Source organism: Streptomyces sp. NPDC049687, assembly GCF_044465285.1.
Taxonomy (GTDB): Bacteria; Actinomycetota; Actinomycetes; order Streptomycetales; family Streptomycetaceae; genus Streptomyces.
In genome coordinates, this window is record NZ_JBITLN010000005.1 from 127,515 (window position 1) to 148,076 (window position 20,562).

The following is a 20,562-nucleotide window of genomic DNA, read 5'->3' on the forward strand; positions in this document are numbered from 1 at the left end:
CCACATGGACGGCACTCATTCGAATTCCGAGGGACACCGGCGTGACACAGACGGTCGTGAACACGGCACAGGGGAGCACCGCCGTGGTGGCCCCCCTGAAGGCGGCTTCGTCCGGCGGGCGACTGCGCGCCCTGGACGGCCTCCGCCTGATCGCGGCCCTCATGGTGGCCTGCTACCACTACGGCGGCCGGGGCGGCGAGATCACCCACGCCTGGGGCGCCTCGGCGGCGAAGGTCTTCCCGACCCTGCACACCCCGTTCGCCTACGGCTGCCTCGGCGTCCAGGTCTTCTTCGTCATCAGCGGTTTCGTCATCTGCATGAGCGGCTGGGGCCGCACCCTGCGCTCGTTCTTCGCCTCCCGCGCGGCCCGGCTGCTGCCCGCGTACTGGGTGGCGGTGCTGCTGGTGACGGCGGTCTTCGCACTGCCGGTGGTGGTGTACGAGGCGGTCTCACCCAGTGACGTCCTGGTGAACCTGACCCTGCTTCAGCAGCCACTGGGCGTGGAGCGGGTGCTGGGCGTGGACTGGACGCTGTGGGCCGAGGTCCGCTTCTACGCCCTGTTCGCGCTGTGCGTGGTCCTGCCGGGCGCGAGCCGCCGCCGCGTGATCATGTTCTGCATGGGCTGGATCCTGGCGGCGGCGATCGCGCAGGGCGCGCACCAGCCACTGCTCGACATCGTGCTGATGCCGGAGTACGCCCCGTTCTTCGTCGGCGGGGTCGGCCTGTATCTGGTCCACCGCGACCGCCGGGACCCCTACGCCTGGGGGATCGTCGGCGTCAGCTTCCTGCTCGGCCAGCACTACGCGGTCCGCTCCCTGTGGAACGTCTCCGACCCGAACGCCTTCGCCCACCGCACGTCCTGGGGCATCATCGCCGTCGTCGCCTTCGGTTTCGTCGCGGTCGGCGCGATCGCGCTGGGCCGGCTGGACCGGGTGAACTGGCGCTGGCTGACGGTCGCCGGGGCGCTGACGTACCCCTTCTACCTGGTGCACGAGCACCTGGGCTGGGTCGTGGTCGAGACCCTGCACCGCCGGCTCGGGGTGCCCTCGTACGGCACGTTCCCGCTGACGATCGCATCGATGCTGACGCTGGCCTGGCTGATGAACAAACTGGTGGAGGAACGGCTCACGCCGAGGCTGCGGAAGGCGCTGGCGGCCCCGCGCGGATGAATTCCCGGTGAATTGCGGCACGATTCTCAGGAAACTCCGTATCGCGCCGCGATTCCCGGGTGACGAGTTCCCGCCCGGTCACATGGTCATTCGCCGTCGTCCAGGAGAGTGTCCGGTCCGCGTCCACGACCGAGAAGTCGGGGATCGCGAAGTCGTCAGCCAGTGTGGGCAGCCACAGGCCGATGCCCGCGCATACCGGAGCCCGGCCTTCCGAGCCCCTGCTCCTCCTTTTCGGCGCTCACTCTTCACGAGCGTGACCGGGAGCGCGTGACTTTCGTCCCCGATCATTCGTTCGGAGGAATCGCCCAGCTCAGAACACCTCCGACGGTTCATACACCCCCCAGACCCCCCGGAGGGCGTCGCACACCTCCCCCACCGTCGCCCGGGCCCGCAGCGCCTCCTTCATCGGGTACAGGACGTTGCCCGTCCCCTCCGCCGCCGTCCGCAGGGCGTCCAGGGCCGAGGTCACCGCCGCCCCGTCCCGTTCCGCGCGTAGGCGCGCGAGGCGTTCGACCTGCCGGGTCTCGATCGCCGGGTCCACCCGGAGCGGCTCGTACGGCTCCTCGTCGTCCGGCTCATCCAGCCGGAAGCGGTTGACGCCCACGACCACCCGCTCCCCCGAATCGGTCTCCCGCGCGATGCGGTACGCGCAGCGCTCGATCTCGCCCTTCTGGAAGCCGTGCTCGATCGCGGCGACCGCACCGCCCAGTTCCTCCACCTTCCGCATCAGGGCGACCGCCGCCTCCTCGACGTCGTCGGTCATCCGCTCGACGGCGTACGACCCGGCGAAGGGGTCCACCGTCGCCGTCACGTCCGTCTCGTGGGCCAGCACCTGCTGCGTCCGCAGCGCCAGCCGCGCGCTCCGCTCCGTCGGCAACGCGATCGCCTCGTCGAAGGAGTTGGTGTGCAGGGACTGAGTGCCGCCCAGCACGGCGGCCAGTCCCTGGACCGCCACCCGCACCAGGTTCACCTCCGGCTGCTGGGCCGTCAGCTGCACGCCCGCCGTCTGCGTGTGGAACCGCAGCATCAGCGACTTCGGGTTCTGCGCGCCGAACTCCTCCTTCATCACCCGTGCCCAGATCCGGCGGGCCGCCCGGAACTTGGCGACCTCCTCGAGGATCGTCGTCCGGGCGACGAAGAAGAAGGAGAGGCGGGGGGCGAAGTCGTCGACGTCCATACCGGCCGCCACCGCCGTGCGGACGTATTCGATACCGTCCGCCAGGGTGAACGCGATCTCCTGCGCCGGGGACGCGCCCGCCTCCGCCATGTGGTAGCCGGAGATCGAGATCGTGTTCCACTTCGGGATCTCGGCCCTGCAGTACCTGAAGATGTCGGCGATCAGGCGCAGGGAGGGCTTCGGCGGGAAGATGTACGTCCCCCGCGCGATGTACTCCTTCAGCACGTCGTTCTGGATCGTCCCGGTCAGCCGGTCCGCGCCGACGCCCTGCTCCTCGGCCACCAGCTGGTACAGCAACAGCAGCAGCGCGGCGGGCGCGTTGATCGTCATCGACGTCGAGACCTTGTCCAGCGGGATCCCGCCGAACAGCACCCGCATGTCGTCGATCGAGTCGATGGCGACACCCACCTTGCCGACCTCGCCGTGCGCGATCGGGGCGTCGGAGTCGTGACCCATCTGGGTGGGCAGGTCGAAGGCGACCGACAGTCCCGTCGTGCCGTGGGCGATCAACTGCCGGTAGCGGGCATTGGACTCCGTCGCCGTACCGAAGCCGGCGTACTGGCGCACGGTCCAGGGGCGGCCGGTGTACATCGACGGGTAGACACCGCGGGTGAAGGGGTACGCGCCCGGTTCGCCCAGCTTCTCCGCGGGGTCCCAGCCCGCCAGGGCGTCAGGGCCGTACACCGGCTCGATGGGCAGTCCGGACTCCGACTCACGCGCCATGGGTCTGATGCCTCCCGCTGAGCAAATGAGCAAACAAGCAGATGAGCACTGAGGAACGGGCAAGAGCTCCGTCTGTTCGAGTGTCGCCGGTCACTCGCCGGTCCGGCTACTCGTCGGACCGTTCGCGCGGAGGCGCGCGGGGGGAACATCTCAGGCATGCGGATGCGGAGATCGATCACCGCCCTGGCCGGCACGGCGGCCCTGGCGACGGTGTGCGGCTGTACCGTGCAGGCCCCCGACGCGGAGGACGGCCGGGCGCGCCCGCCCGCCCGCCCGGGCGTCGCCGGTACGGCATCGGCGCCGGCCCCCGGGACCACCGCCCCCGACGACAAGCCGAGGGCGGCCCCCACCACCGTCGCGCCCTCGCCCGCCCCGGCCGTCCTGTGGTCGCGCGGTGACACCGGGCGGGACGTGCGCGAGCTGCAGGCCAGGCTGCGGCAGGTCGCCTGGCTCTTCGAGGGGCCCACCGGGACGTACGGCCCGGCCACCGAGCAGGCGGTACGGGGGTTCCAGGGCAAGCGCGGGCTGCCGCAGACCGGGAAGACGGACAGCGTCACCTGGCGGCGGCTGCTGGGGATGACCCGGGAACCCGCGCAGTGGGAGCTGTACGTGATGGGCGGTCAGCCGGCTGCCGCGCCCGACGCCCGGTGTCGGACCGGGCGGGTGCTGTGCATCGACAAGACCAGCCGCACCCTGCGCTGGATGATCGACGGACGGACCCTCTCGACGGTGTCCGTCCGCTTCGGCTCCCAGTACACGCCCACCCGCGAGGGGGTGTTCCACGTCTACTGGAAGTCCCGCGACCACGTCTCGACGCTCTACCACACGCCGATGCCGTACGCGATGTTCTTCAGCGGCGGACAGGCCGTGCACTACTCGGCCGACTTCGCGGCCCGCGGGTACGCCGGTGCCTCGCACGGCTGTGTGAACGTACGGGACGAGGCGGCGATCTCGGCGCTCTTCGCGCAGGTGCGCACCGGCGACAAGGTGGTGGTGTCCTGGTGAGTTCGGGGCGCGGGCGGGACCGGGGGAACGTGTCCCGCCCGCGCCAGGTGCACGAGCCGTAGGTACGGGGGGAACCCCGGCTCAGTGCGAGGGCCGATGACCAGTCGGCTCACTTCTTACTGCGCCCGGGCCGCCGAAAACGTCACACCCGTCGCGAAAAAATTTCCCGGAATCGTGAAATCGCAGGTCGGCGGGTGCTGGTGGAAGCCCGGGTCAGTGATGGCCGGTGCCGCCGGAGGAGCTGTCGCCCCGGCCGCCGCCCTTGCCGTTGTCGCCCTTGCCGCCGTTCTTGCCGCCGTCGTCGCCCCAGCCGCTGCCGGTGGACGTGCCGCCCTGGCCGAGGCCCGTCCCGGTCGAACCGGCGCTCTGGCCGGCCGGCAGACCGCCCGACCCGCCGTCACCGTCGCGGCCCCAGGAGCCGCCGGTGACGTCCGTGTCGCTGCCCGCGTCCCAGCCCTCGCGGTCGCCCGTGCCGGAGTCGGTGCCGAGGACGTCCGCGCAGTACGCCGAGACATGCGACGAACCGCCCGCCAGTCCCTCCAGGATCCGGCGGCGGCCGCTGTCCAGCGTCCTGCCGTCGCGCACGGCGCGGCAGGACGAGGCCACGCCCTCCGGCCAGTCGCCGCCGGCGCCGGGGGCGGCGGTGGAGTCCTCGCTCCCCTTCGCCTTCCCGGTGGTGTCCCGGCCGCCGGTACCGCCGTCGGGCTTCACGGCCTCCGTCCCGTCACCGGACGCGCCCGGCGAGGGCGAGAGCAACGGGCGGTCGGGGCTCGCGGCCGCCGAGACGGAGACCCCGGGCACCGGTTCGGCCCCGTCGAAGGGGCTCGGCAGCACCCCGGTTCCGGCCGCCACCGCGACCCCGCCCACCATGCCGGCGGCCAGCGCGGCGGCCAGCCCGAACCGTACGGGGCGACCCCAGCGGGAACCGCCGTGGCCCTTCTGACGGAAACGGCCGCCGATGCGGACCAGTCCGGCGTCCACCGCCCCGGCACCGGAGAGAGCGGCCCGCCCCTCCGCCACCGGGCGCGCCGCGCGAGCCTCGCTGAAGGCCTTCAGCGCCGCGGCCTCGCCGGGAAGCTCCTCGTCGGCCGGGAACGGTTCGGCGCCCAGCGCGGCCAGCGCGCCCAGGGTGCGGGCGAGGCGTTCGGCCTCCTCCCGGGCTGCGGGGGCGACAGCGTCCGTGGGTGACTCACCGCGCAGCAGACGCTCCGTCGTCTCGCGGTCGAGCCACCTGTCCTGCTTGTCGGCCATCACATGTCCTTCTGCGTCCGCGCGCAACTTTGCGTCACACTCGCGGACGTTACCGGGCGCGAACGCGGCCCTCGCTGTGGCGGCAGCGCGTCGAGCACACCGGCCGCCTCAGGGTCCTCGCCGAGCAGTTCGGCGAGCTTCTTCAGCCCGCGGTGCGCGGCCGTCCGCACGGCACCGGGCCGCTTTCCGAGTGTCTCGGCGGCGGACTTGGCGTCCAGGCCCATCACGACCCGGAGCACGACCGCCTCGGCCTGGTCCTGGGGCAGCCGGGCGATCAGGTCGAGGGTGCGGCCGGTGGCCAGCGCCTCGATGGCCTCGCCGGCGGTGTCGGACTCGGCGGCCCGGCCGGTCAGCTCGGTCTCGTCGCCGCCGATCGCGGGACGCCGCCCGCGCATGCGGATGTGGTCGAGCGCGCGGTTGCGGGCGATCCGGGCGGCCCAGCCGCGGAAGCGGTCCGCGTCGCCGCTGAACCGCTCCAGGTCACGGGCGATCTGCAGCCAGGCCTCGGAGGCCACGTCCTCGGCGTCCAGGTCACCGACGAGCGTGCGCACGTACCCGAGCAGCCGCGGGTGCACCGTGCGGTACACAGCCCGGAACGCGGTCTCGTCTCCGTCCTGTGCCGCAAGCACCGCGGCTGTCAGCTCCGCGTCGTCCCCCACGTCGTGGTTCCTCGGTCGGTCGATGGTCGCGGTTCGGAGACCGCAGGTCGTTGCGGTGGTCTGCCGCTTGGCCGTCCGGCGCGAAAGGCACGTTACGACCTGAAACCATCGGTCGTCCATGTCCGTACAATATGCAACTAACTCGTGACCGCCGGAACGACTGCGAAAAGTGACCCGTGGGGGTGTGACAGAAAACCCACCCGAGGCGCTGTAGAAAATACGGGCCGCCGCGCGGCCCGTGCCGCGCGACGGCCGGGGCCTCTCCTGTGGGGGGTGGCGGCCCCGGCCGTTGCCTCGGCAGGGGTCACTGATTCCTGCCCTTGCCCTTGCCCGTGGCGGGGTTCTCGGCTCCCGGGGTCTTCTCGGTCTTCTGCTGACCGTTGCCGTTCCCGTTCCCGTTCCCGGCCGACGCCGAGGCCGACGTGGTCCGCGCCGCACAGTACGCGTCGACGTTCTCCTCACCGCCCGCCGCCCGCACCAGCCGCTGCCAGACCGTGGCGTCCAGCGCCTTGCCCCGGCCCTCGACCTGCTCGTACGCACGGCAGTGGGCCTCGGTTTCCTGGGCACTCGCCGGACGGTCACGGTCCGCCGAGGCGGTCGGGGACGGGGTGAGGGAGGGCGTGACGGAGCCGCTCCCGGAGGCGCTCGCGGACTGCTTCGCCCGGTCCGCGGAGCCGGAGCCGGAGTCGTGCGTGGCGGACCCGATCGCGGCGAAGGCGACCCCGCCCAGCGCGAGGCTCGCGACCGCGACGGAGAGCGTGGCCCGCAGCGAGCGCGCCGTGCGCCGGCGCGTCCGGGGCCGCCAGTCGTCCCGGCGCCGGGTACGCACCCGGTGCTCGCCCGCGTCCCGTGCGGCCCGGAACGCGGCCACGGCCCGCAGCTCGCCCTGGCCGCCCGCCTCGGACGCGCCATGACCGCCGGGCCCGCGCAGGGCCTCGGCGAGCAGCGCCGCCAGCTCCGCGTCCACCGCCGAGCCCGTCTCGACAGGGTGTGCACGCGGTCGGACCGGCTTTCCGCCGTCGTTCAGCCGTTCACCCATGTCCGATTCCGCCTCTGTCCCGTCCATGCCACGATCACCGGTCCGTCCCACCCGGACGGTCCGCCCGACCGATGCCGCCTGTTCGGCCCACACCGTTCATACGGTCCGTGGCCGTCGCCGTTCATTTCGACTCCCCCAGCGTGCGGGGTCCGCCATCCGTCACACCCTCGCCGTTCGCGTCCATGACGCCCAGCTGCCGGGCCAGCCGCTTCAGGCCCCGGTGCGCGGCCGTGCGGACCGCGCCGGGGCGCTTGCCGAGGACACGGGCCGCGGCCGGACCGTCCAGCCCCACCACGACCCTCAGCAGCACGGCCTCGGCCTGGTCCCGCGGCAGCCCCCGGACCAGTTCCAGCGCCCGCTCGGTGGACAGGGACTCCAGCGCCTGGTCGTGCGTGGTGTGCGGTCCCGGCAGGTCCAGTACGGCGTCCTGCTCCAGCGCCGCCGATCGCGGCCGCACCCGTAGCCGACGCAGATGGTCCAGGGCGCGGTGCCGGGCGATCGTCGCGGTCCAGCCGCGGAAGCCCGCGCCGTCCCCCTTGAAACGCCCCAGGTCCCGGGCGATCTCCAGCCAGGCGTCGGAGGCCACGTCCTCGGCGTCGTCGCCGACGATCCCGCGCAGGTAGCCGAGCAACCCCGGCTGCACGATCCGGTACGCGACGGCGAACGCGGTCTCGTCGCCGTCCTGGGCCCGCGCCACGGCCGCGCCCAGTTCCCCGTCGTACGCCTGTGCGCGCCGGGGTTCCCCTCCCTGGCCCAAGACTGTCCGCGTTCGTACGGAGTTCCTTGCGGGCGCCTCGCTCTGCGGCCGGACATCGGGTCCGGGCGGGGCCGCGCCCCCACGGTCATCAGCGCCGGGCCGCACGGAAGTGTCACAGCGCGGGCGCGCGGTCGCGTTCAGGCCGCCGCCCCTCGGGCCCGGCCGTGCAGGGTCAGGTAGAAGGTCCGCAGAGAGTCCTCGGGACCGCCCGACGCGAACCGGTTGACGACCTTGCCGAGCGGGTTCCAGACCCGGCCGTCCGGCATCCGCACCCCGACCGGCTGCCCGAACCAGGCACGCTGCCGCTCGTCGAGATCCACCCAGACCGCGCCCGCCCGGCGGACCATCACCTCGCCGACGTACGCCCCGAGGCCCACGAGCGTGTCGTGGGCGCGTTCCCGGTCGGCACCGCCCTTGCGCAGTCCGTCGACGAGGAAGTCGACAACGCGCAGGCTGGCCACGGAGTAGTCGAGGGGCAGCCGATGCCGTGCGGTGACCCGGGTGACGAACGCCGTGGCGCACGCCCGCATGTCCCGCGCGTCCGGCGTGTACGTGTCCGCCCCGCTGTTCATGGGTCTCCACCCCTCTGCTCGACCCGGGGGAACCGGCTCGGCTCCCCGCTGTCCCAGCGGACGGCGGCGCCCGAACATCACAGGTCCCACACGTGTCGTGCGTCACAGAGCGGTGCGGACCCCCGTCACTTCGCGCGCAGCGCGTCCCGGCACAGCAACCGCAGGGAGCCGTGGCCGCCGAAGCAGCGGCGGGCCTCCTCGACGGGGTCCCAGAGGCGGCCGTCGGGGGTGCGCACCCAGTGGTCGCCGCCGCTCGCCCACCACTCGGCGCCGGTCTGGCGGACGATCACCTCACCGGCGTAGGCGCCGAGGCCGCGCAGCACGTTCTCCACGGCCGGGTACGGCGTGCCCTCGGCGCGCAGCTGCTCGATCAGCCGGTCGACACGCCACAGGCTCTGCGCCGAGTAGTCCAGATGGAGCCGGGCCCCCTCCCGCAGCGTGGCCACGACGTCGGCCGCCCACCGCACCGGCTTGGCGGCGGCCTGTGGCCGGGCCGGGGGCTGCTGAGTCTGCTGGGTCTGCTGGGTCGTACTGGTTCCACGAGTCGTACTGGTCACATACGGGAGAGCGCCCCGCGACCATGATCCGTCACCCGGATTCGGGGGCCTCCCCGGAACCGGTGCGGAAACCTCACAGGAGTGACGGTTCCGCGTCCCCGTGCGCTCTGTGAGTGATGAGCGCGTACCTCGACTTCCGCGCCGTGCCGCCTTCGGCAGTGCGCAACAGCGCGATGTGGCTGCGAAGGCTGTTCGACGACGACCACGACACGGTCTGCGACCGGATGAGCCGGGTGGACCGTGACCAGCAGATCCTCTACTCCGACACTCCCCCGGAGCACGCGGACGCCGGCCCAGGGGCCTACGCGGTCCTCGGCGGCGGACGGGTGTACGGGGCCGGCCCCAAGGAACCGCCGTTCCTGCTGCTCACCGCGGCCCAGACGGCCCGGGTCGCCGCGTTCCTGGCGGCCGCCGACTTCGACGAGCTGTGGCCTTCGGCCCGGGCGGAGCTGCTGCCCCGCCACGGCGGCCCCGACGAGGAACCCCGCACCCGGGCCGCGTTCGCCGCGGCACACCGCGACCTGACCGCCTTCTACACCGCGACCGCGCTCCACCAGGACGCGGTGGTGAAGTGGCTGGCGCGCTGAGCCGAGGGCTCAGCCCCGCCCCCGCGCCCGCCGTGACACCACCGCGCGCAGGACCCGGCGTCCCTCCGTGGACACCTCCAGCGCCCGGCGCAGCCCGCCCGCGCCGTGGCTCGCGAGGACTTCCAGCACGGCGACCTGGCGGCGCAGCTCGGCGGCTACGAGCGGCGACATGCCCTCCGTACGGCCTTCGCGGCGCGAGTCGACCGGGAAGGCGTCCGCGGCCGGGTCGAGGAGACGGTGGATCTGGAGGGAGGCGACGGAGCAGGCGTCGGCCCACACCCGCAGCCCGGCGGCGGACCGGTCGGCCGGGGCCGCTTCGAGCATCCGCCGGGCGAGCAGCGCGGCCTCGCCGCCCTCCTCGCCCGAGGCCAGCTTGCCGCGCGCGACCTCCAGCCCCTCGCCCCAGTCACCGGAGTCCGCGAGGGCGGCCCACAGCGGCCGCAGGATCTCGTCGTCACCGCCGAGCAGGGGCACACACCGATCCAAACAAGCCAGCCCACTGGCGGCCAGTCCGCGTTCGTCGGCCTGAGCGATCAGTTCCACCAGGCTCATCCACGCCTCCCTCGCCAGGGCGCCTACCTTACGGAGCCCACACTTCCCCTTACTGCGCGCGACGGGCCGGGAGTGTCACAGAGGGGGTTTTCAGCCACCCCACCGATGGGCTCGGCGGGCGACCCCGGGGGCGCCTGCGCGTCCTGCGTCAGCCCAGCCGCCCCGCCAGCGTCTTGAACTGCGTCCAGGACATCGACGGCGTCCGCGCGTCCCACAGTTTCTGCGCGGTCGCCCGCAGCGGCATCCGGATGCCGGCGGCGACCTGCTCCTGGGTCTGGGAGTTCGCGAGGTCGCACCAGACCGAGAAGGACCCGCCGAGTATCTGGGCGTCGTACCGCGAGGACACCGCCGTCGTGTGGCGCAGCACCCGCGGGGTCCACTGCTCGTAGATCCGCTGTCCGGTCGGGTAGACGAAGGTCTGCGGCTCGCCGAGGACGTAGTACAGGTACTCGTCGTTGTAGTTGAGCACCTTGCGCCCGGCGCTCAGATACTCGTCCGGCGTGCGCGCCCCGATCTCCTTGCCCGTCCAGTACGCGACCACCAGGTCGGAGGCCGGCTTCACCGTCGTATCGCGGAAGAAGCCGTCGTTCCACACCCGCATGGTCCGGTCGTGGGCGCGGACGGTCTCGGCGCGGTCGTTGAGCCAGCCCGTGGCGAGGTCGGCGACGCCCGCGCCGGGGCCGTACCGCTGTCGTGCGGCGTTGGCGAGTTGCGGGTAGGAGGCGGCCGGGCTGGACACGGTCAGCGCCTGGTACTCGTCGCCGCCGAGGTGCCACTGCCCGCCGGGGAAGAGGCCCGCGTACTCGCCCAGCAGGTCGTCGACCAGCTTCGCGGAGGCGTCCTTGGAGATGTCGATCGCCCCGCGGGTGGCGACCCCGTTCACATTGCGCAACTGCAGCTCGGGGTGCGCGGCGAGGACGGCCCCGAGGTGCCCCGGCGAGTCGATCTCGGGGACGACGGTGATGTGCCGCTCGGCCGCCAGCGCGACGATCTCCTTCACCTGCGCCTTGGTGAGGTGTTCCCGGGCGACGATCTCCGGATGGGTGGCGGACTCGATCCGGAAGGCCTGGTCGTCGGAGAAGTGCAGCGCGAGCTGGTTGTACTTCAGGTCGCCGAGCTCCCGCACCCGGTCCTCGATCCACCCCGGCGAGAAGTACTTGCGGGCGATGTCCAGCGAGAAGGCCCGCTGCGGCTTGGCGGGCGCGTCCCGCACGACACCCTCGGGCGCCGTCCCTCCCTGACGCACCTCCTGCTTGAGGGTGCGGGTGCCGTAGAAGACCCCGGCGTCGGAGGGCCCGCTGACGGTGATCCGCCCCTGCCGCACCGTCATGGCGTACGACTCCGCATCGCCGCTTCCGCCCAGCGTCAGCCGCAGGTCCCCGATCCGGGAGTCGCCCTGCTGCCCCGCGTACGTCATCCCCAGCTCACCGGCGATCAGCCGCCCCTCGTCGGCGAGGCGCGGGTCGCTGACGACCACCCGGTACCGGGAGGCGGGACGCCACCCGGGTCCGCGGGCCGCGGTGTGGGTCCGCACGGCCGGGATGGTCCGTGGGGCGGTGGAGAGCGGGTAGCTGCGGGTGGGGGTGGGACTGGCGGAGGGGGTGGCGGCCGCGACGGTCCGCCGGTCGCCGGTGGAGACGCCCTGGGAGGTCTGCTGTCCCGCTGCCGATCCGGCCGGCGCGCTGTCGTCCCCGTCCGAGGCCCACAGCCCCACGCCGACCCCGAGGGCCGCGACCAGCCCGCCGGCCGTCAGCGCCCGCAGCGCGACCCGCCGGTGCGGGCTCCGCTGCGACTTCCGCTCCTGCTTCCTCCGTGGCGCCGGGCGCCGATGCCTGTGCCTGCTCACCCCGCCAACCGTACGACCCCCGGGTGACCGAAGCGCGCCGAACGAGTCCAGCACCCTTTCTGAAACTCTCCCGTTCGGGTGAAATTCGGGCAAGCGTCGGACACGTGATGACCACTACCGATAACGTTGCGCCACACCTTTCACCACATCCCCTGCCACACCACATGTGACATAGGACCCACGCTGCCTGCGCACCGCCTCCCCCAGCTCACCGGCCGCCTGCCGATACCGGCGCAGACCCGGACGTCCACTGCACCCCTGCTGGACGCCTTCAACACGCTTCCCGCCGAAGAGGCCCACACCACCCTCCTCGCCTGTCTCCACAGCCCCCGCTGGGCCCGTCGCGTGAGTGACCACCGCCCCTACCCGACGGTGGAAGCCCTCCTGGCCGCGTCCGACGAGGCGGCCTACGACCTGACGGCGGCAGATCTGGCGGAGGCCCTGGCGAGCGAGGCCCTTCCGGCCCTGCCGGACGACGCGTACGAGGCGGCGCACATGGCGCTGGGGGCGGCCCAGGCGGCGTACCTCACCCGCTTCGGACACGTGTTCGTCATATGCCTGGACGGCGTTCCCCCGGACGAGACGCTGGATTTCGCTCTGGAAAGCATCCGGTCACGATTGACAAACGATCCCGAGGAGGAACGGGTCGTCGCCGCGGAGGAACTCCGGCGCCTCGCACGAGGGCGGCTGGTTTCTCACCTGAGGGGCGCGAGACCGTAATCCATGTGCGGCCACCCCCGCATGCCCGCGACCAGCCCGAACGGCCCCGCACCCGGTGCATAGCGGCACAACTCTGCACAGATGCCGCGGATGCTCACCCATACGCGTGCCACTTTGATCACACCGGTAGGCCCGCTGTAAGCCCGGCGCCGACGCGTGGCTACGATGCTGGGGGCCGGTGGACCGTACCCGGCCGGGCCCGTCCGACACCGAAGCCGGCAGGCCCCAATCCCCGCTCCCGGAGGGTTCTTCCGTGCCGGCTGGAACGCTGTACCGCGGCCGGGAAGGAATGTGGTCCTGGGTGGCTCATCGAGTCACCGGCGTCCTCATCTTCTTCTTCCTGTTCGTACACGTGCTGGACACCGCTCTCGTGCGTGTCTCCCCCGAGGACTACGACAAGGTCGTAGCCACGTACAAGACGCCGATCGTCGCGCTGCTGGAGTACGGCCTCGTCGCCGCCATCCTCTTCCACGCGCTCAACGGTCTGCGCGTCATCGCCGTCGACTTCTGGTCCAAGGGCCCGCGCTACCAGAAGCAGATGTTCTGGGCCGTCGCAGGCGTCTGGGTCGTGCTGATGCTCGGGGCGATCTACCCCGTCCTCGGCCACGCCGCTCGTGAACTGTTCGGGAGCTGACACCGATGGCCACCACTGAAACCACCGCGTCCGGGATCGGCCCCGTAGAGGGCGGCCCGGTCTACAACGTCGACAACCCGGCGCCCCTCATCGAGGCCCCGCGCAAGCGCACGAAGAAGTCCCCCAAGTCCACCCGGGGCAACTTCGAGATGGCCGCGTGGCTGTTCATGCGACTGTCCGGCATCGTGCTGGTCGTCCTGGTCATCGGCCACCTGCTGATCCAGCTGGTGCTGGACGGCGGCGTGTCGAAGATCGGCTTCGCGTTCGTCGCGGGCCGCTGGGCCTCCCCCTTCTGGCAGGTCTGGGACCTCCTCATGCTCTGGCTCGCGATGCTGCACGGGGCCAACGGCCTGCGCACGGTCATCAACGACTACGCGGAGCGCGCGAACACCCGGCTGTGGCTCAAGGGCCTGCTCTACACCGCCACGGTGTTCACCATCCTGCTGGGCACGCTGGTGATCTTCACCTTCGACCCGAACATCCGCTAGGCACGGGGCTGCGAGAATCATGAAGATCCACAAGTACGACACCGTCATCGTCGGCGCCGGTGGCGCGGGCATGCGCGCGGCCATCGAGTCGACGAAGCGCAGCCGCACCGCGGTGCTCACCAAGCTCTACCCCACCCGCTCCCACACGGGCGCCGCGCAGGGCGGCATGGCCGCCGCGCTGGCCAACGTGGAGGAGGACAACTGGGAGTGGCACACCTTCGACACGGTCAAGGGCGGTGACTACCTGGTCGACCAGGACGCCGCCGAGATCCTGGCGAAGGAGGCCATCGACTCCGTCCTCGACCTGGAGAAGATGGGCCTGCCGTTCAACCGCACCCCGAACGGCACGATCGACCAGCGCCGCTTCGGCGGTCACAGCCGCAACCACGGCGAGGCCCCGGTCCGCCGGTCCTGCTACGCGGCGGACCGCACCGGCCACATGATCCTCCAGACGCTGTACCAGAACTGCGTGAAGGAGGGCGTGGAGTTCTTCAACGAGTTCTACGTCCTCGACCAGCTGATCACCGAGGTGGACGGCGTCAAGCGGTCGGCGGGCGTGGTCGCGTACGAGCTGGCGACCGGCGAGATCCACGTCTTCCAGGCGAAGGCCGTGATCTACGCGTCCGGCGGCTGCGGCAAGTTCTTCAAGGTGACGTCGAACGCGCACACGCTGACGGGCGACGGCCAGGCGGCGGTCTACCGCCGGGGTCTGCCGCTGGAGGACATGGAGTTCTTCCAGTTCCACCCGACCGGCATCTGGCGCATGGGCATCCTGCTGACGGAGGGCGCCCGTGGTGAGGGCGGCATCCTCCGCAACAAGGACGGCGAGCGCTTCATGGAGAAGTACGCGCCGGTCATGAAGGACCTCGCGTCCCGGGACGTGGTGTCCCGCTCCATCTACACGGAGATCCGCGAGGGCCGTGGCTGCGGTCCCGAGGGCGACCACGTCTACCTGGACCTCACCCACCTCCCGCCGGAGCAGCTGGACGCCAAGCTCCCGGACATCACCGAGTTCGCGCGCACCTACCTCGGTATCGAGCCGTACACGGACCCGATCCCGATCCAGCCCACCGCGCACTACGCCATGGGCGGCATCCCGACGAACGTCGAGGGTGAGGTCCTGGCGGACAACACCACGGTCGTCCCGGGCCTGTACGCGGCCGGCGAGGTCGCCTGCGTCTCGGTCCACGGCGCGAACCGCCTGGGCACGAACAGCCTCCTGGACATCAACGTCTTCGGCCGCCGGGCGGGTATCGCGGCTGCCGAGTACTCCCAGAAGGCGGACTTCGTCGAGCTCCCGGAGAACCCGGCGGAGCTCGTGATCGACCAGGTGGAGAGGCTGCGGTCGTCGACGGGCACGGAGCGCGTGTCGGTCCTCCGCCGCGAGCTGCAGGAGACCATGGACGCGAACGTCATGGTGTTCCGCACCGAGCAGACGATCAAGACGGCCGTCGAGAAGATCGCGGAGCTGCGCGAGCGCTACCGGAACGTCGCGATCCAGGACAAGGGCAAGCGGTTCAACACCGACCTCCTCGAGGCGATCGAGCTGGGCAACCTGCTCGACCTGGCCGAGGTCATGGCCGTGTCGGCCCTCGCCCGCAAGGAGTCCCGCGGCGGTCACTACCGCGAGGACTACCCCAACCGCGACGACGTCAACTTCATGCGCCACACCATGGCGTACCGCGAGGTGGGCGACGACGGCAGCGAGACCGTCCGTCTCGACTACAAGCCGGTCGTCCAGACCCGCTACCAGCCGATGGAGCGTAAGTACTGATGGCAACCCCGACTCTCGACAAGGCGGACGCGGCCGGCGCCCCCGAGCCCGGCTTCGCCGACTCCCCGTACATCACGGCCACCTTCCGCATCCGCCGCTTCAACCCCGAGGTCTCGGCGGAGGCGACCTGGGAAGACTTCCAGCTGGAGATCGACCCGAAGGAGCGCGTCCTCGACGCCCTCCACAAGATCAAGTGGGACCAGGACGGCACCCTGACCTTCCGCCGCTCCTGCGCCCACGGCATCTGCGGCTCGGACGCGATGCGGATCAACGGCAAGAACCGCCTCGCCTGCAAGACGCTGATCAAGGACATCAACCCCGAGAAGCCGATCACGGTCGAGGCCATAAAGGGCCTGACGGTCCTGAAGGACCTCGTGGTCGACATGGACCCGTTCTTCCAGGCGTACCGCGACGTCATGCCCTTCCTCATCACGAAGGACACGAACGAGCCGACGCGCGAGCGTCTCCAGACCGCCGAGGACCGCGAGCGCTTCGACGACACCACGAAGTGCATCCTCTGCGCGGCCTGCACCTCCTCCTGCCCGGTGTTCTGGAACGACGGCCAGTACTTCGGCCCGGCGGCCATCGTGAACGCCCACCGCTTCATCTTCGACAGCCGTGACGAGGCGGGCGAGCAGCGCCTGGAGATCCTGAACGACCGCGACGGCGTCTGGCGCTGCCGCACCACGTTCAACTGCACGGACGCCTGCCCGCGCGGCATCGAGGTGACGAAGGCGATCGCCGAGGTGAAGAAGGCGCTGATCACGCGCCGCTTCTGAGGTCGTTCCAGTAGGTCGTCGTGGGCCCCGTTTCCTCGTGGAAGCGGGGCCCACGGGCGTTGCGGCGCCACGATCGGGTGAACGTGATCAAGAGGGACACCGGGGCGGAGTCCGGCCTACGATGATGCTCTCGGCACCAGCCCCAAGGAGGCACGCGATGTCCGCTGCATCCGTCGAGCAGCCCCACACCGACGAGCCGTTCTCACTGACGGCCATCGCCGACGAGATCATGGAGCGCCATCCGGGGTACCGCGTCGAGATCATCGGAGGCCACCTCCTCGTGACCCCGTCCCCGGATGCCCCGCACGCCCGCGTGCTGACGAAGCTCATGCGCCCCTTCATCGCAGCCGGACTGGACGACGGGGAAACCGAGGTCCTGCAGAACGTCGGCCTGTGGCTGCCGACCGGCGAGGAGGACTACGCCATCCCCGGCCTGGTGATCGTGGACTCCGACATCGACGACCACCTGGTGGAGAACAACGCGTACGATCCGGCCCCCTTCCGTCTGGTCCTGGAGGTGACCTCCGGCAACTGGAAGGACGACCTCAAGACCAAGGTCGCCGCGTACGCCCAGGCCAGGGTGCCGGTCTATGTCGTCGTCGACCGCAAGCACCAGCGCGTGCACGTTCTCACCCAGCCGACCGTGGGCGGCTACGAAGGCCACCAGTTCTACGCCCCCGGCCAGTCCCTCACCCTCCCGGACTCCATCGGAGCCAAGGTCACACTGAACGCGACCGAGATCCTCGCGGCGGGCCGGCCGAGGACGAGCGACTGAGCCGCTCTCACCACGAGGCGTACCACTCGGGATCGCCGCTGCCGAGCCGGCGCCGCAGGTAGTCCTCCAGGTTGTTCGCCACCCACCGACGGCTGTCGCTCTCGTGCTCCCAGACGAAGATGTCGGGCCGCTCGGGCTTGACGACGAAAGCGAACAGGTCGCCCCCGCCGTTCTCCCCGAACAGCAACAGCGGGTCGAACGGCATATAGAGCCCCCGAAAGTCCGCGGAACTCCGGAATTCGAGATTCCGATCCACGACCTCACCGACGGAACACACGACTCCGGCCCCGTACTTGTCCCGGACGCCGTCCGCCGCCCGCCAGAAATCCTTCAGCGCGTCGGGCAGGGAATGCCCCAACACCACTTCCGCCACCCGCATCTCCTCCTCACAACCGGGTTGCCCCGCGAGTTCCAGGTCACCCGACAGCGAGGAGATGAGCTCGATCCACATAGGGTCATCCTTCATGAATCCACGCCACACACAACCCTCTAACCGACGGGGATCCCACCACGAATGACCCCTGAGAGAACCTCTGAAGCCCGACTCGTGAGTTCCCCGACCGCTACGGCGACGAGGAATCCGGCAACGAGGGCGACTTCATCGACCGGCAGGTACTGAACTTGATTGGGTGATGTCGGGGATGTTTGCCTGACGCCGGCCTGTCGGCTGCGGTAGCTATGGGGCTGTGAGGTAAGCGCAGGGCGGCGGGCTGACCGACACCGAGAGGGCCGCGCGGGAGCGGATCCGGCTGCAGGCCGTGGAACGCTTCGAGGGCGGGGTGAAGAACCGAGAGATTGCTGCCGCGCTGCGGGTGAGCGAGCGGTCGGTGGAGCGGTGACGTCGGGCCTGGCGCGAGCGAGGCGAGACCGGGATCCTGTCGAAGGGATCTCCGGGACGCCCCCGGCTCAACCCGACTCAGATTGCGAGACTAGAGCGGGAGTTGGAGCGTGGACCGCTCGTCCACGGCTGGGCCGATCAGCGGTGGACGCTGGCGCGGGTCAAGATGCTGATCGGTCGACTGTTCCACGTTTCGTACACGGTGGAGGCACGTGGCGGCTGCTGAAGCGGCACGGCTGATCGTGGCAGCAGCCCACCCGCCGGCGATCGAGCGCGACGATGCGGCGGTTGAGCTGTGAAAGAAGGAGGTCTGGCCGCGGGCCAGATCACCAGGGCCGTGAAGCGCAGGCTCAAGCAGATCCAGTACCGCCCGGACTTCGTCGGCAGCTGCCTTGCGGGCACCGGCCTCATCACGGACGACTGAGCGGCGCTGCGCTGAGAATCGTCAGTCGCCGTAGTACCGGTCTAGGAGGCGGAGCGCTCCTCCACTGAAAAGCTCTCGAATGCACCGTCCGCCTCGAGCTCGCGCAGTCGGTCTAGCGCCGCCGCCGCAGCAGGTGCACGGTTGGCCGAGAGGTGGGCCTTCGTCGCGTCGAGCCCGTGTCCAAGCAGGAATTCGATGTCGATCGAGCACGCTGCGTCGAAGCTGGCTTGCTTCGCACTCCAGACCAGGAGCACGTCGTCGACGTCGCCGCTGCTGAACAGCTGGAAGCAGCAGAGCCTCATCAGCTCGGTGTCGCCCTCGCCCTGGGCGCGTTGCTCACGCGCCGTGTGCTCTCTGAGGAGTGCGCGGACCTCGTCGAGATCCGCGCCGACGGGGCGAAGCCCGTAGCGGCGCAAGCTTTCCTTGACATCCATCGCTGGGCTCCTTGATCGTCCGGCTCAGCCCGTGGCCTATCGGCCCCGCCCATCGCCGTTCAGTCGGACGACAGCCTCTCTGCCGGTCACAGCATGCACACCGAGGGCCGGTCCATTTGGGTCGGCGGCCATCGGCGCAGGTGACCGGGCCCATGCTATCCGACATCACCCAATCAAGTTGAGTAGCCACAAACCGTTCCGAAACCGTCGTCACCGAGAGCACCCCGCCGGATACCGGCAGCTCCGGCTTGCCGCCCTCATGCGCATGCTGCAGCAACTCCTCGAGCAGTCCCCTTCCCCACCCACATCGCAGACGAGTGCGGAAGGATCCACCTCCAGAGCCCGGAAGCGTGCGACCACCTCACTGAACCCGGACTCGATGTCCTGCACGGACAGAGGAAACAAGGACACATTCACACGCACGCGCCTCTGTCTCAGGCCCCGGTCCTGCGCCGATCGATCGCCGTCAGGTCGATCTCGATGTCGAAGGGGAGGGTGACCTCGAGGCGGTTGTGGAAGATGCCCGCGAGGCCGTAGGACTTCGTGGCGGGGTCCAGCTCATAAACGTAGACGACGGGCAACCCCTTGTCGTCGCCCTCCTCTACCCGCCAGTAATTCGGGACGCCTGCTGCCGCGTACTTACGGGGCTTGACGTCACGGTCGCGCTCTCGCGAGTCGGCGGAGACAACCTCGACAGCGAGGAGAACATCCTCGGGCTCGTACCAGGTCTGCTTCGTCCCCGTGTTCGCTTCCAGCCGGAAGACGATGATGTCGGGCTCAGGCCGGTTCTTCGCATCCAGCCGGATCGTCATCTCCCGCATGACATCAAGGTGATCCGGCGCCAGTTCCAGGAGACGGTTCTCCAACAGACGCATACACCGTGCGTGGAACGCGGTCTGCGGACTCATGAAAACGAGACTCCCGTCGATCAACTCCGTGTGCGGCGGGAGGCCCGGAATCCGGTCGAGGTCGTCCGCAGTCCATCCCTCGGGCGGCGGAATCGGCCAGCGGTACGCCGCCTCGTCGTCCAGCCCGTCATCGGATGCGGCGCTCATCAGTGCTCCCATAGGGACGGAGTCTCACCTGTCGATTCAGCGTACCCAGCAGGAATTCCGGCCGCCTCACCTCAACGAGTGATCCAACCGCCGGCCGGAGCCCCGACCTCGCACCACAGCAGCTTCCCGCCCGCCCCGGAGAGGTCGCCCCCGAGCGGATACCCACCCCACGCCTCCGCGTAGTGGCACACAAGGAACAGCCCTCGCCCGCGATCAGCCTCCGCCGGGACGATCCCGACCGGCCCGGACCGCTTGTCGAAGGGTGGTGGGATGTACGGATTGGCATCCCAGACGCTCACCCGGAGCCGGGAACGGCCGACTCCGCGCAGGCGAAGGGTCGCAGGCCCGTTGGAGTAGCGATAGGCGTTGGTGACGAGTTCCGTCGCCAGCAGTTCGGCGGCGTCCAGAAGTTGGGACATGTCGTGTCCGGCAAGGACGGCACGCAGGGTAACGCGCGCGATGCGGGCGGCCCTGGGATCGTGGGGCAGTTGAAGGGCGTACGCCCAAGTTGGTGACGCTTCGCACTCGGACGGGGCTACGGTGACCATGAACGCCTCCTGCGGTGGGGGTGTTGGATCGCTCAACGGCTCGGCCGTGCGGTGGCAGTGCCGCGACGCGGTGCGCTTCCGGCTTGCTGGCTAGTCCGGTTGAGCGGTTCGGGGCTCACCGTAGAGTGCAAATACTGAACCTTTTGCTCAATACTGCAAAAGGTTCAGTTATTTACCTCATGTGAGTGACCACCACACC

General features: G+C 70.5%; 23 protein-coding genes and 1 pseudogene. 11 read left to right on the forward strand and 13 right to left on the reverse strand.

What is annotated here, in order from left to right:
* The first annotated feature begins 83 nt into the window (after positions 1-83).
* Entirely contained in the window at positions 84-1,169 is a 1,086-nt protein-coding gene (locus tag ACIBVL_RS17595; RefSeq protein WP_399098433.1) for an acyltransferase family protein, read from the forward strand.
* A 310-nt stretch (positions 1,170-1,479) separates the two neighbouring features.
* Here ACIBVL_RS17595 and ACIBVL_RS17600 read toward each other — a convergent pair whose 3' ends face one another.
* Positions 1,480-3,069, reverse strand: a complete 1,590-nt coding sequence (locus ACIBVL_RS17600; RefSeq protein WP_399098061.1) for a methylmalonyl-CoA mutase — start codon at positions 3,067-3,069, stop codon at positions 1,480-1,482.
* A gap of 156 nt (positions 3,070-3,225) precedes the next feature.
* On the opposite strand from ACIBVL_RS17600, the gene ACIBVL_RS17605 reads away from it, so the two are divergent.
* Positions 3,226-4,074 carry a L,D-transpeptidase family protein gene (locus tag ACIBVL_RS17605; RefSeq protein ID WP_399098062.1) on the forward strand — a complete coding sequence of 283 codons (849 nt, stop codon included), beginning with the start codon at positions 3,226-3,228 and terminating at the stop codon, positions 4,072-4,074.
* A gap of 213 nt (positions 4,075-4,287) precedes the next feature.
* On the opposite strand, the gene ACIBVL_RS17610 is transcribed toward ACIBVL_RS17605, so the two are convergent.
* The 6 genes from ACIBVL_RS17610 to ACIBVL_RS17635 form a co-directional block, all read right to left on the reverse strand.
* Positions 4,288-5,325, reverse strand: a complete 1,038-nt coding sequence (locus ACIBVL_RS17610; protein WP_399098063.1) for a hypothetical protein — start codon at positions 5,323-5,325, stop codon at positions 4,288-4,290.
* Positions 5,325-5,984 (reverse strand): RNA polymerase sigma factor, encoded by a 660-nt coding sequence (locus ACIBVL_RS17615; protein WP_399098064.1) that lies wholly within the window; start codon positions 5,982-5,984, stop codon positions 5,325-5,327. Before ACIBVL_RS17615 ends, ACIBVL_RS17610 begins: the two co-directional genes overlap by 1 nt.
* A 304-nt stretch (positions 5,985-6,288) precedes the next feature.
* The gene (locus ACIBVL_RS17620; protein WP_399098065.1) at positions 6,289-7,023 is read right to left on the reverse strand and encodes a hypothetical protein; all 735 of its coding nucleotides are present in this window, start codon (positions 7,021-7,023) and stop codon (positions 6,289-6,291) included.
* Positions 7,024-7,144: 121 nt separating this feature from the next.
* Positions 7,145-7,780 (reverse strand): RNA polymerase sigma factor, encoded by a 636-nt coding sequence (locus ACIBVL_RS17625; RefSeq protein ID WP_399098066.1) that lies wholly within the window; start codon positions 7,778-7,780, stop codon positions 7,145-7,147.
* Between the two features lie 137 nt (positions 7,781-7,917).
* Positions 7,918-8,352, reverse strand: a complete 435-nt coding sequence (locus ACIBVL_RS17630; RefSeq protein ID WP_399098067.1) for a hypothetical protein — start codon at positions 8,350-8,352, stop codon at positions 7,918-7,920.
* A gap of 125 nt (positions 8,353-8,477) precedes the next feature.
* On the reverse strand, positions 8,478-8,819 hold the full coding sequence (locus tag ACIBVL_RS17635) for a hypothetical protein (RefSeq protein ID WP_399098434.1): 342 nt from the start codon (positions 8,817-8,819) through the stop codon (positions 8,478-8,480).
* A 206-nt stretch (positions 8,820-9,025) separates the two neighbouring features.
* On the opposite strand from ACIBVL_RS17635, the gene ACIBVL_RS17640 reads away from it, so the two are divergent.
* Entirely contained in the window at positions 9,026-9,496 is a 471-nt protein-coding gene (locus tag ACIBVL_RS17640) for a DUF1877 family protein (RefSeq protein ID WP_399098068.1), read from the forward strand.
* Positions 9,497-9,505: 9 nt separating this feature from the next.
* Here ACIBVL_RS17640 and ACIBVL_RS17645 read toward each other — a convergent pair whose 3' ends face one another.
* Positions 9,506-10,048, reverse strand: a complete 543-nt coding sequence (locus ACIBVL_RS17645; protein ID WP_399098069.1) for a hypothetical protein — start codon at positions 10,046-10,048, stop codon at positions 9,506-9,508.
* 148 nt (positions 10,049-10,196) lie between these two features.
* Positions 10,197-11,810 carry a glycoside hydrolase family 20 protein gene (locus ACIBVL_RS17650; RefSeq protein ID WP_399098435.1) on the reverse strand — a complete coding sequence of 538 codons (1,614 nt, stop codon included), beginning with the start codon at positions 11,808-11,810 and terminating at the stop codon, positions 10,197-10,199.
* Between the two features lie 255 nt (positions 11,811-12,065).
* Here ACIBVL_RS17650 and ACIBVL_RS17655 point away from each other — a divergent pair, with 255 nt between their 5' ends.
* The 6 genes from ACIBVL_RS17655 to ACIBVL_RS17680 all read left to right on the forward strand — a co-directional run bounded on the left by ACIBVL_RS17655 (position 12,066) and on the right by ACIBVL_RS17680 (position 17,064).
* The gene (locus tag ACIBVL_RS17655; RefSeq protein ID WP_399098436.1) at positions 12,066-12,614 is read left to right on the forward strand and encodes a 2-oxo-4-hydroxy-4-carboxy-5-ureidoimidazoline decarboxylase; all 549 of its coding nucleotides are present in this window, start codon (positions 12,066-12,068) and stop codon (positions 12,612-12,614) included.
* A gap of 253 nt (positions 12,615-12,867) precedes the next feature.
* Positions 12,868-13,248, forward strand: a complete 381-nt coding sequence (gene sdhC / locus ACIBVL_RS17660; protein ID WP_399098070.1) for a succinate dehydrogenase, cytochrome b556 subunit — start codon at positions 12,868-12,870, stop codon at positions 13,246-13,248.
* 5 nt (positions 13,249-13,253) lie between these two features.
* Positions 13,254-13,736, forward strand: coding sequence for a succinate dehydrogenase hydrophobic membrane anchor subunit (locus ACIBVL_RS17665; RefSeq protein WP_399098071.1), 483 nt, complete (start codon positions 13,254-13,256; stop codon positions 13,734-13,736).
* Positions 13,737-13,755: 19 nt separating this feature from the next.
* Positions 13,756-15,510, forward strand: coding sequence for a succinate dehydrogenase flavoprotein subunit (sdhA, locus tag ACIBVL_RS17670; protein ID WP_399098072.1), 1,755 nt, complete (start codon positions 13,756-13,758; stop codon positions 15,508-15,510).
* Positions 15,510-16,289 (forward strand): succinate dehydrogenase iron-sulfur subunit, encoded by a 780-nt coding sequence (locus ACIBVL_RS17675; protein WP_399098073.1) that lies wholly within the window; start codon positions 15,510-15,512, stop codon positions 16,287-16,289. Before sdhA ends, ACIBVL_RS17675 begins: the two co-directional genes overlap by 1 nt.
* A gap of 157 nt (positions 16,290-16,446) precedes the next feature.
* On the forward strand, positions 16,447-17,064 hold the full coding sequence (locus ACIBVL_RS17680) for a Uma2 family endonuclease (protein WP_399098074.1): 618 nt from the start codon (positions 16,447-16,449) through the stop codon (positions 17,062-17,064).
* Between the two features lie 7 nt (positions 17,065-17,071).
* On the opposite strand, the gene ACIBVL_RS17685 is transcribed toward ACIBVL_RS17680, so the two are convergent.
* On the reverse strand, positions 17,072-17,530 hold the full coding sequence (locus tag ACIBVL_RS17685) for an SMI1/KNR4 family protein (protein WP_399098075.1): 459 nt from the start codon (positions 17,528-17,530) through the stop codon (positions 17,072-17,074).
* A gap of 283 nt (positions 17,531-17,813) precedes the next feature.
* On the opposite strand from ACIBVL_RS17685, the pseudogene ACIBVL_RS17690 reads away from it, so the two are divergent.
* Positions 17,814-18,198: pseudogene (locus ACIBVL_RS17690) on the forward strand (winged helix-turn-helix domain-containing protein); the annotation flags it as partial.
* Complete coding sequence (locus ACIBVL_RS17695) at positions 18,198-18,326, forward strand: hypothetical protein (RefSeq protein ID WP_399098076.1); 129 nt, start codon at positions 18,198-18,200, stop codon at positions 18,324-18,326. The pseudogene ACIBVL_RS17690 and the gene ACIBVL_RS17695, both read left to right, overlap by 1 nt.
* Positions 18,327-18,367: 41 nt before the next feature.
* On the opposite strand, the gene ACIBVL_RS17700 is transcribed toward ACIBVL_RS17695, so the two are convergent.
* The 3 genes from ACIBVL_RS17700 to ACIBVL_RS17710 all read right to left on the reverse strand — a co-directional run bounded on the left by ACIBVL_RS17700 (position 18,368) and on the right by ACIBVL_RS17710 (position 20,363).
* The gene (locus ACIBVL_RS17700; protein ID WP_399098077.1) at positions 18,368-18,760 is read right to left on the reverse strand and encodes a hypothetical protein; all 393 of its coding nucleotides are present in this window, start codon (positions 18,758-18,760) and stop codon (positions 18,368-18,370) included.
* A gap of 434 nt (positions 18,761-19,194) precedes the next feature.
* Positions 19,195-19,815, reverse strand: a complete 621-nt coding sequence (locus tag ACIBVL_RS17705; protein ID WP_399098078.1) for a Uma2 family endonuclease — start codon at positions 19,813-19,815, stop codon at positions 19,195-19,197.
* A 71-nt stretch (positions 19,816-19,886) separates the two neighbouring features.
* The gene (locus ACIBVL_RS17710) at positions 19,887-20,363 is read right to left on the reverse strand and encodes an ATP-binding protein (protein WP_399098079.1); all 477 of its coding nucleotides are present in this window, start codon (positions 20,361-20,363) and stop codon (positions 19,887-19,889) included.
* Positions 20,364-20,562 lie beyond the last annotated feature (199 nt).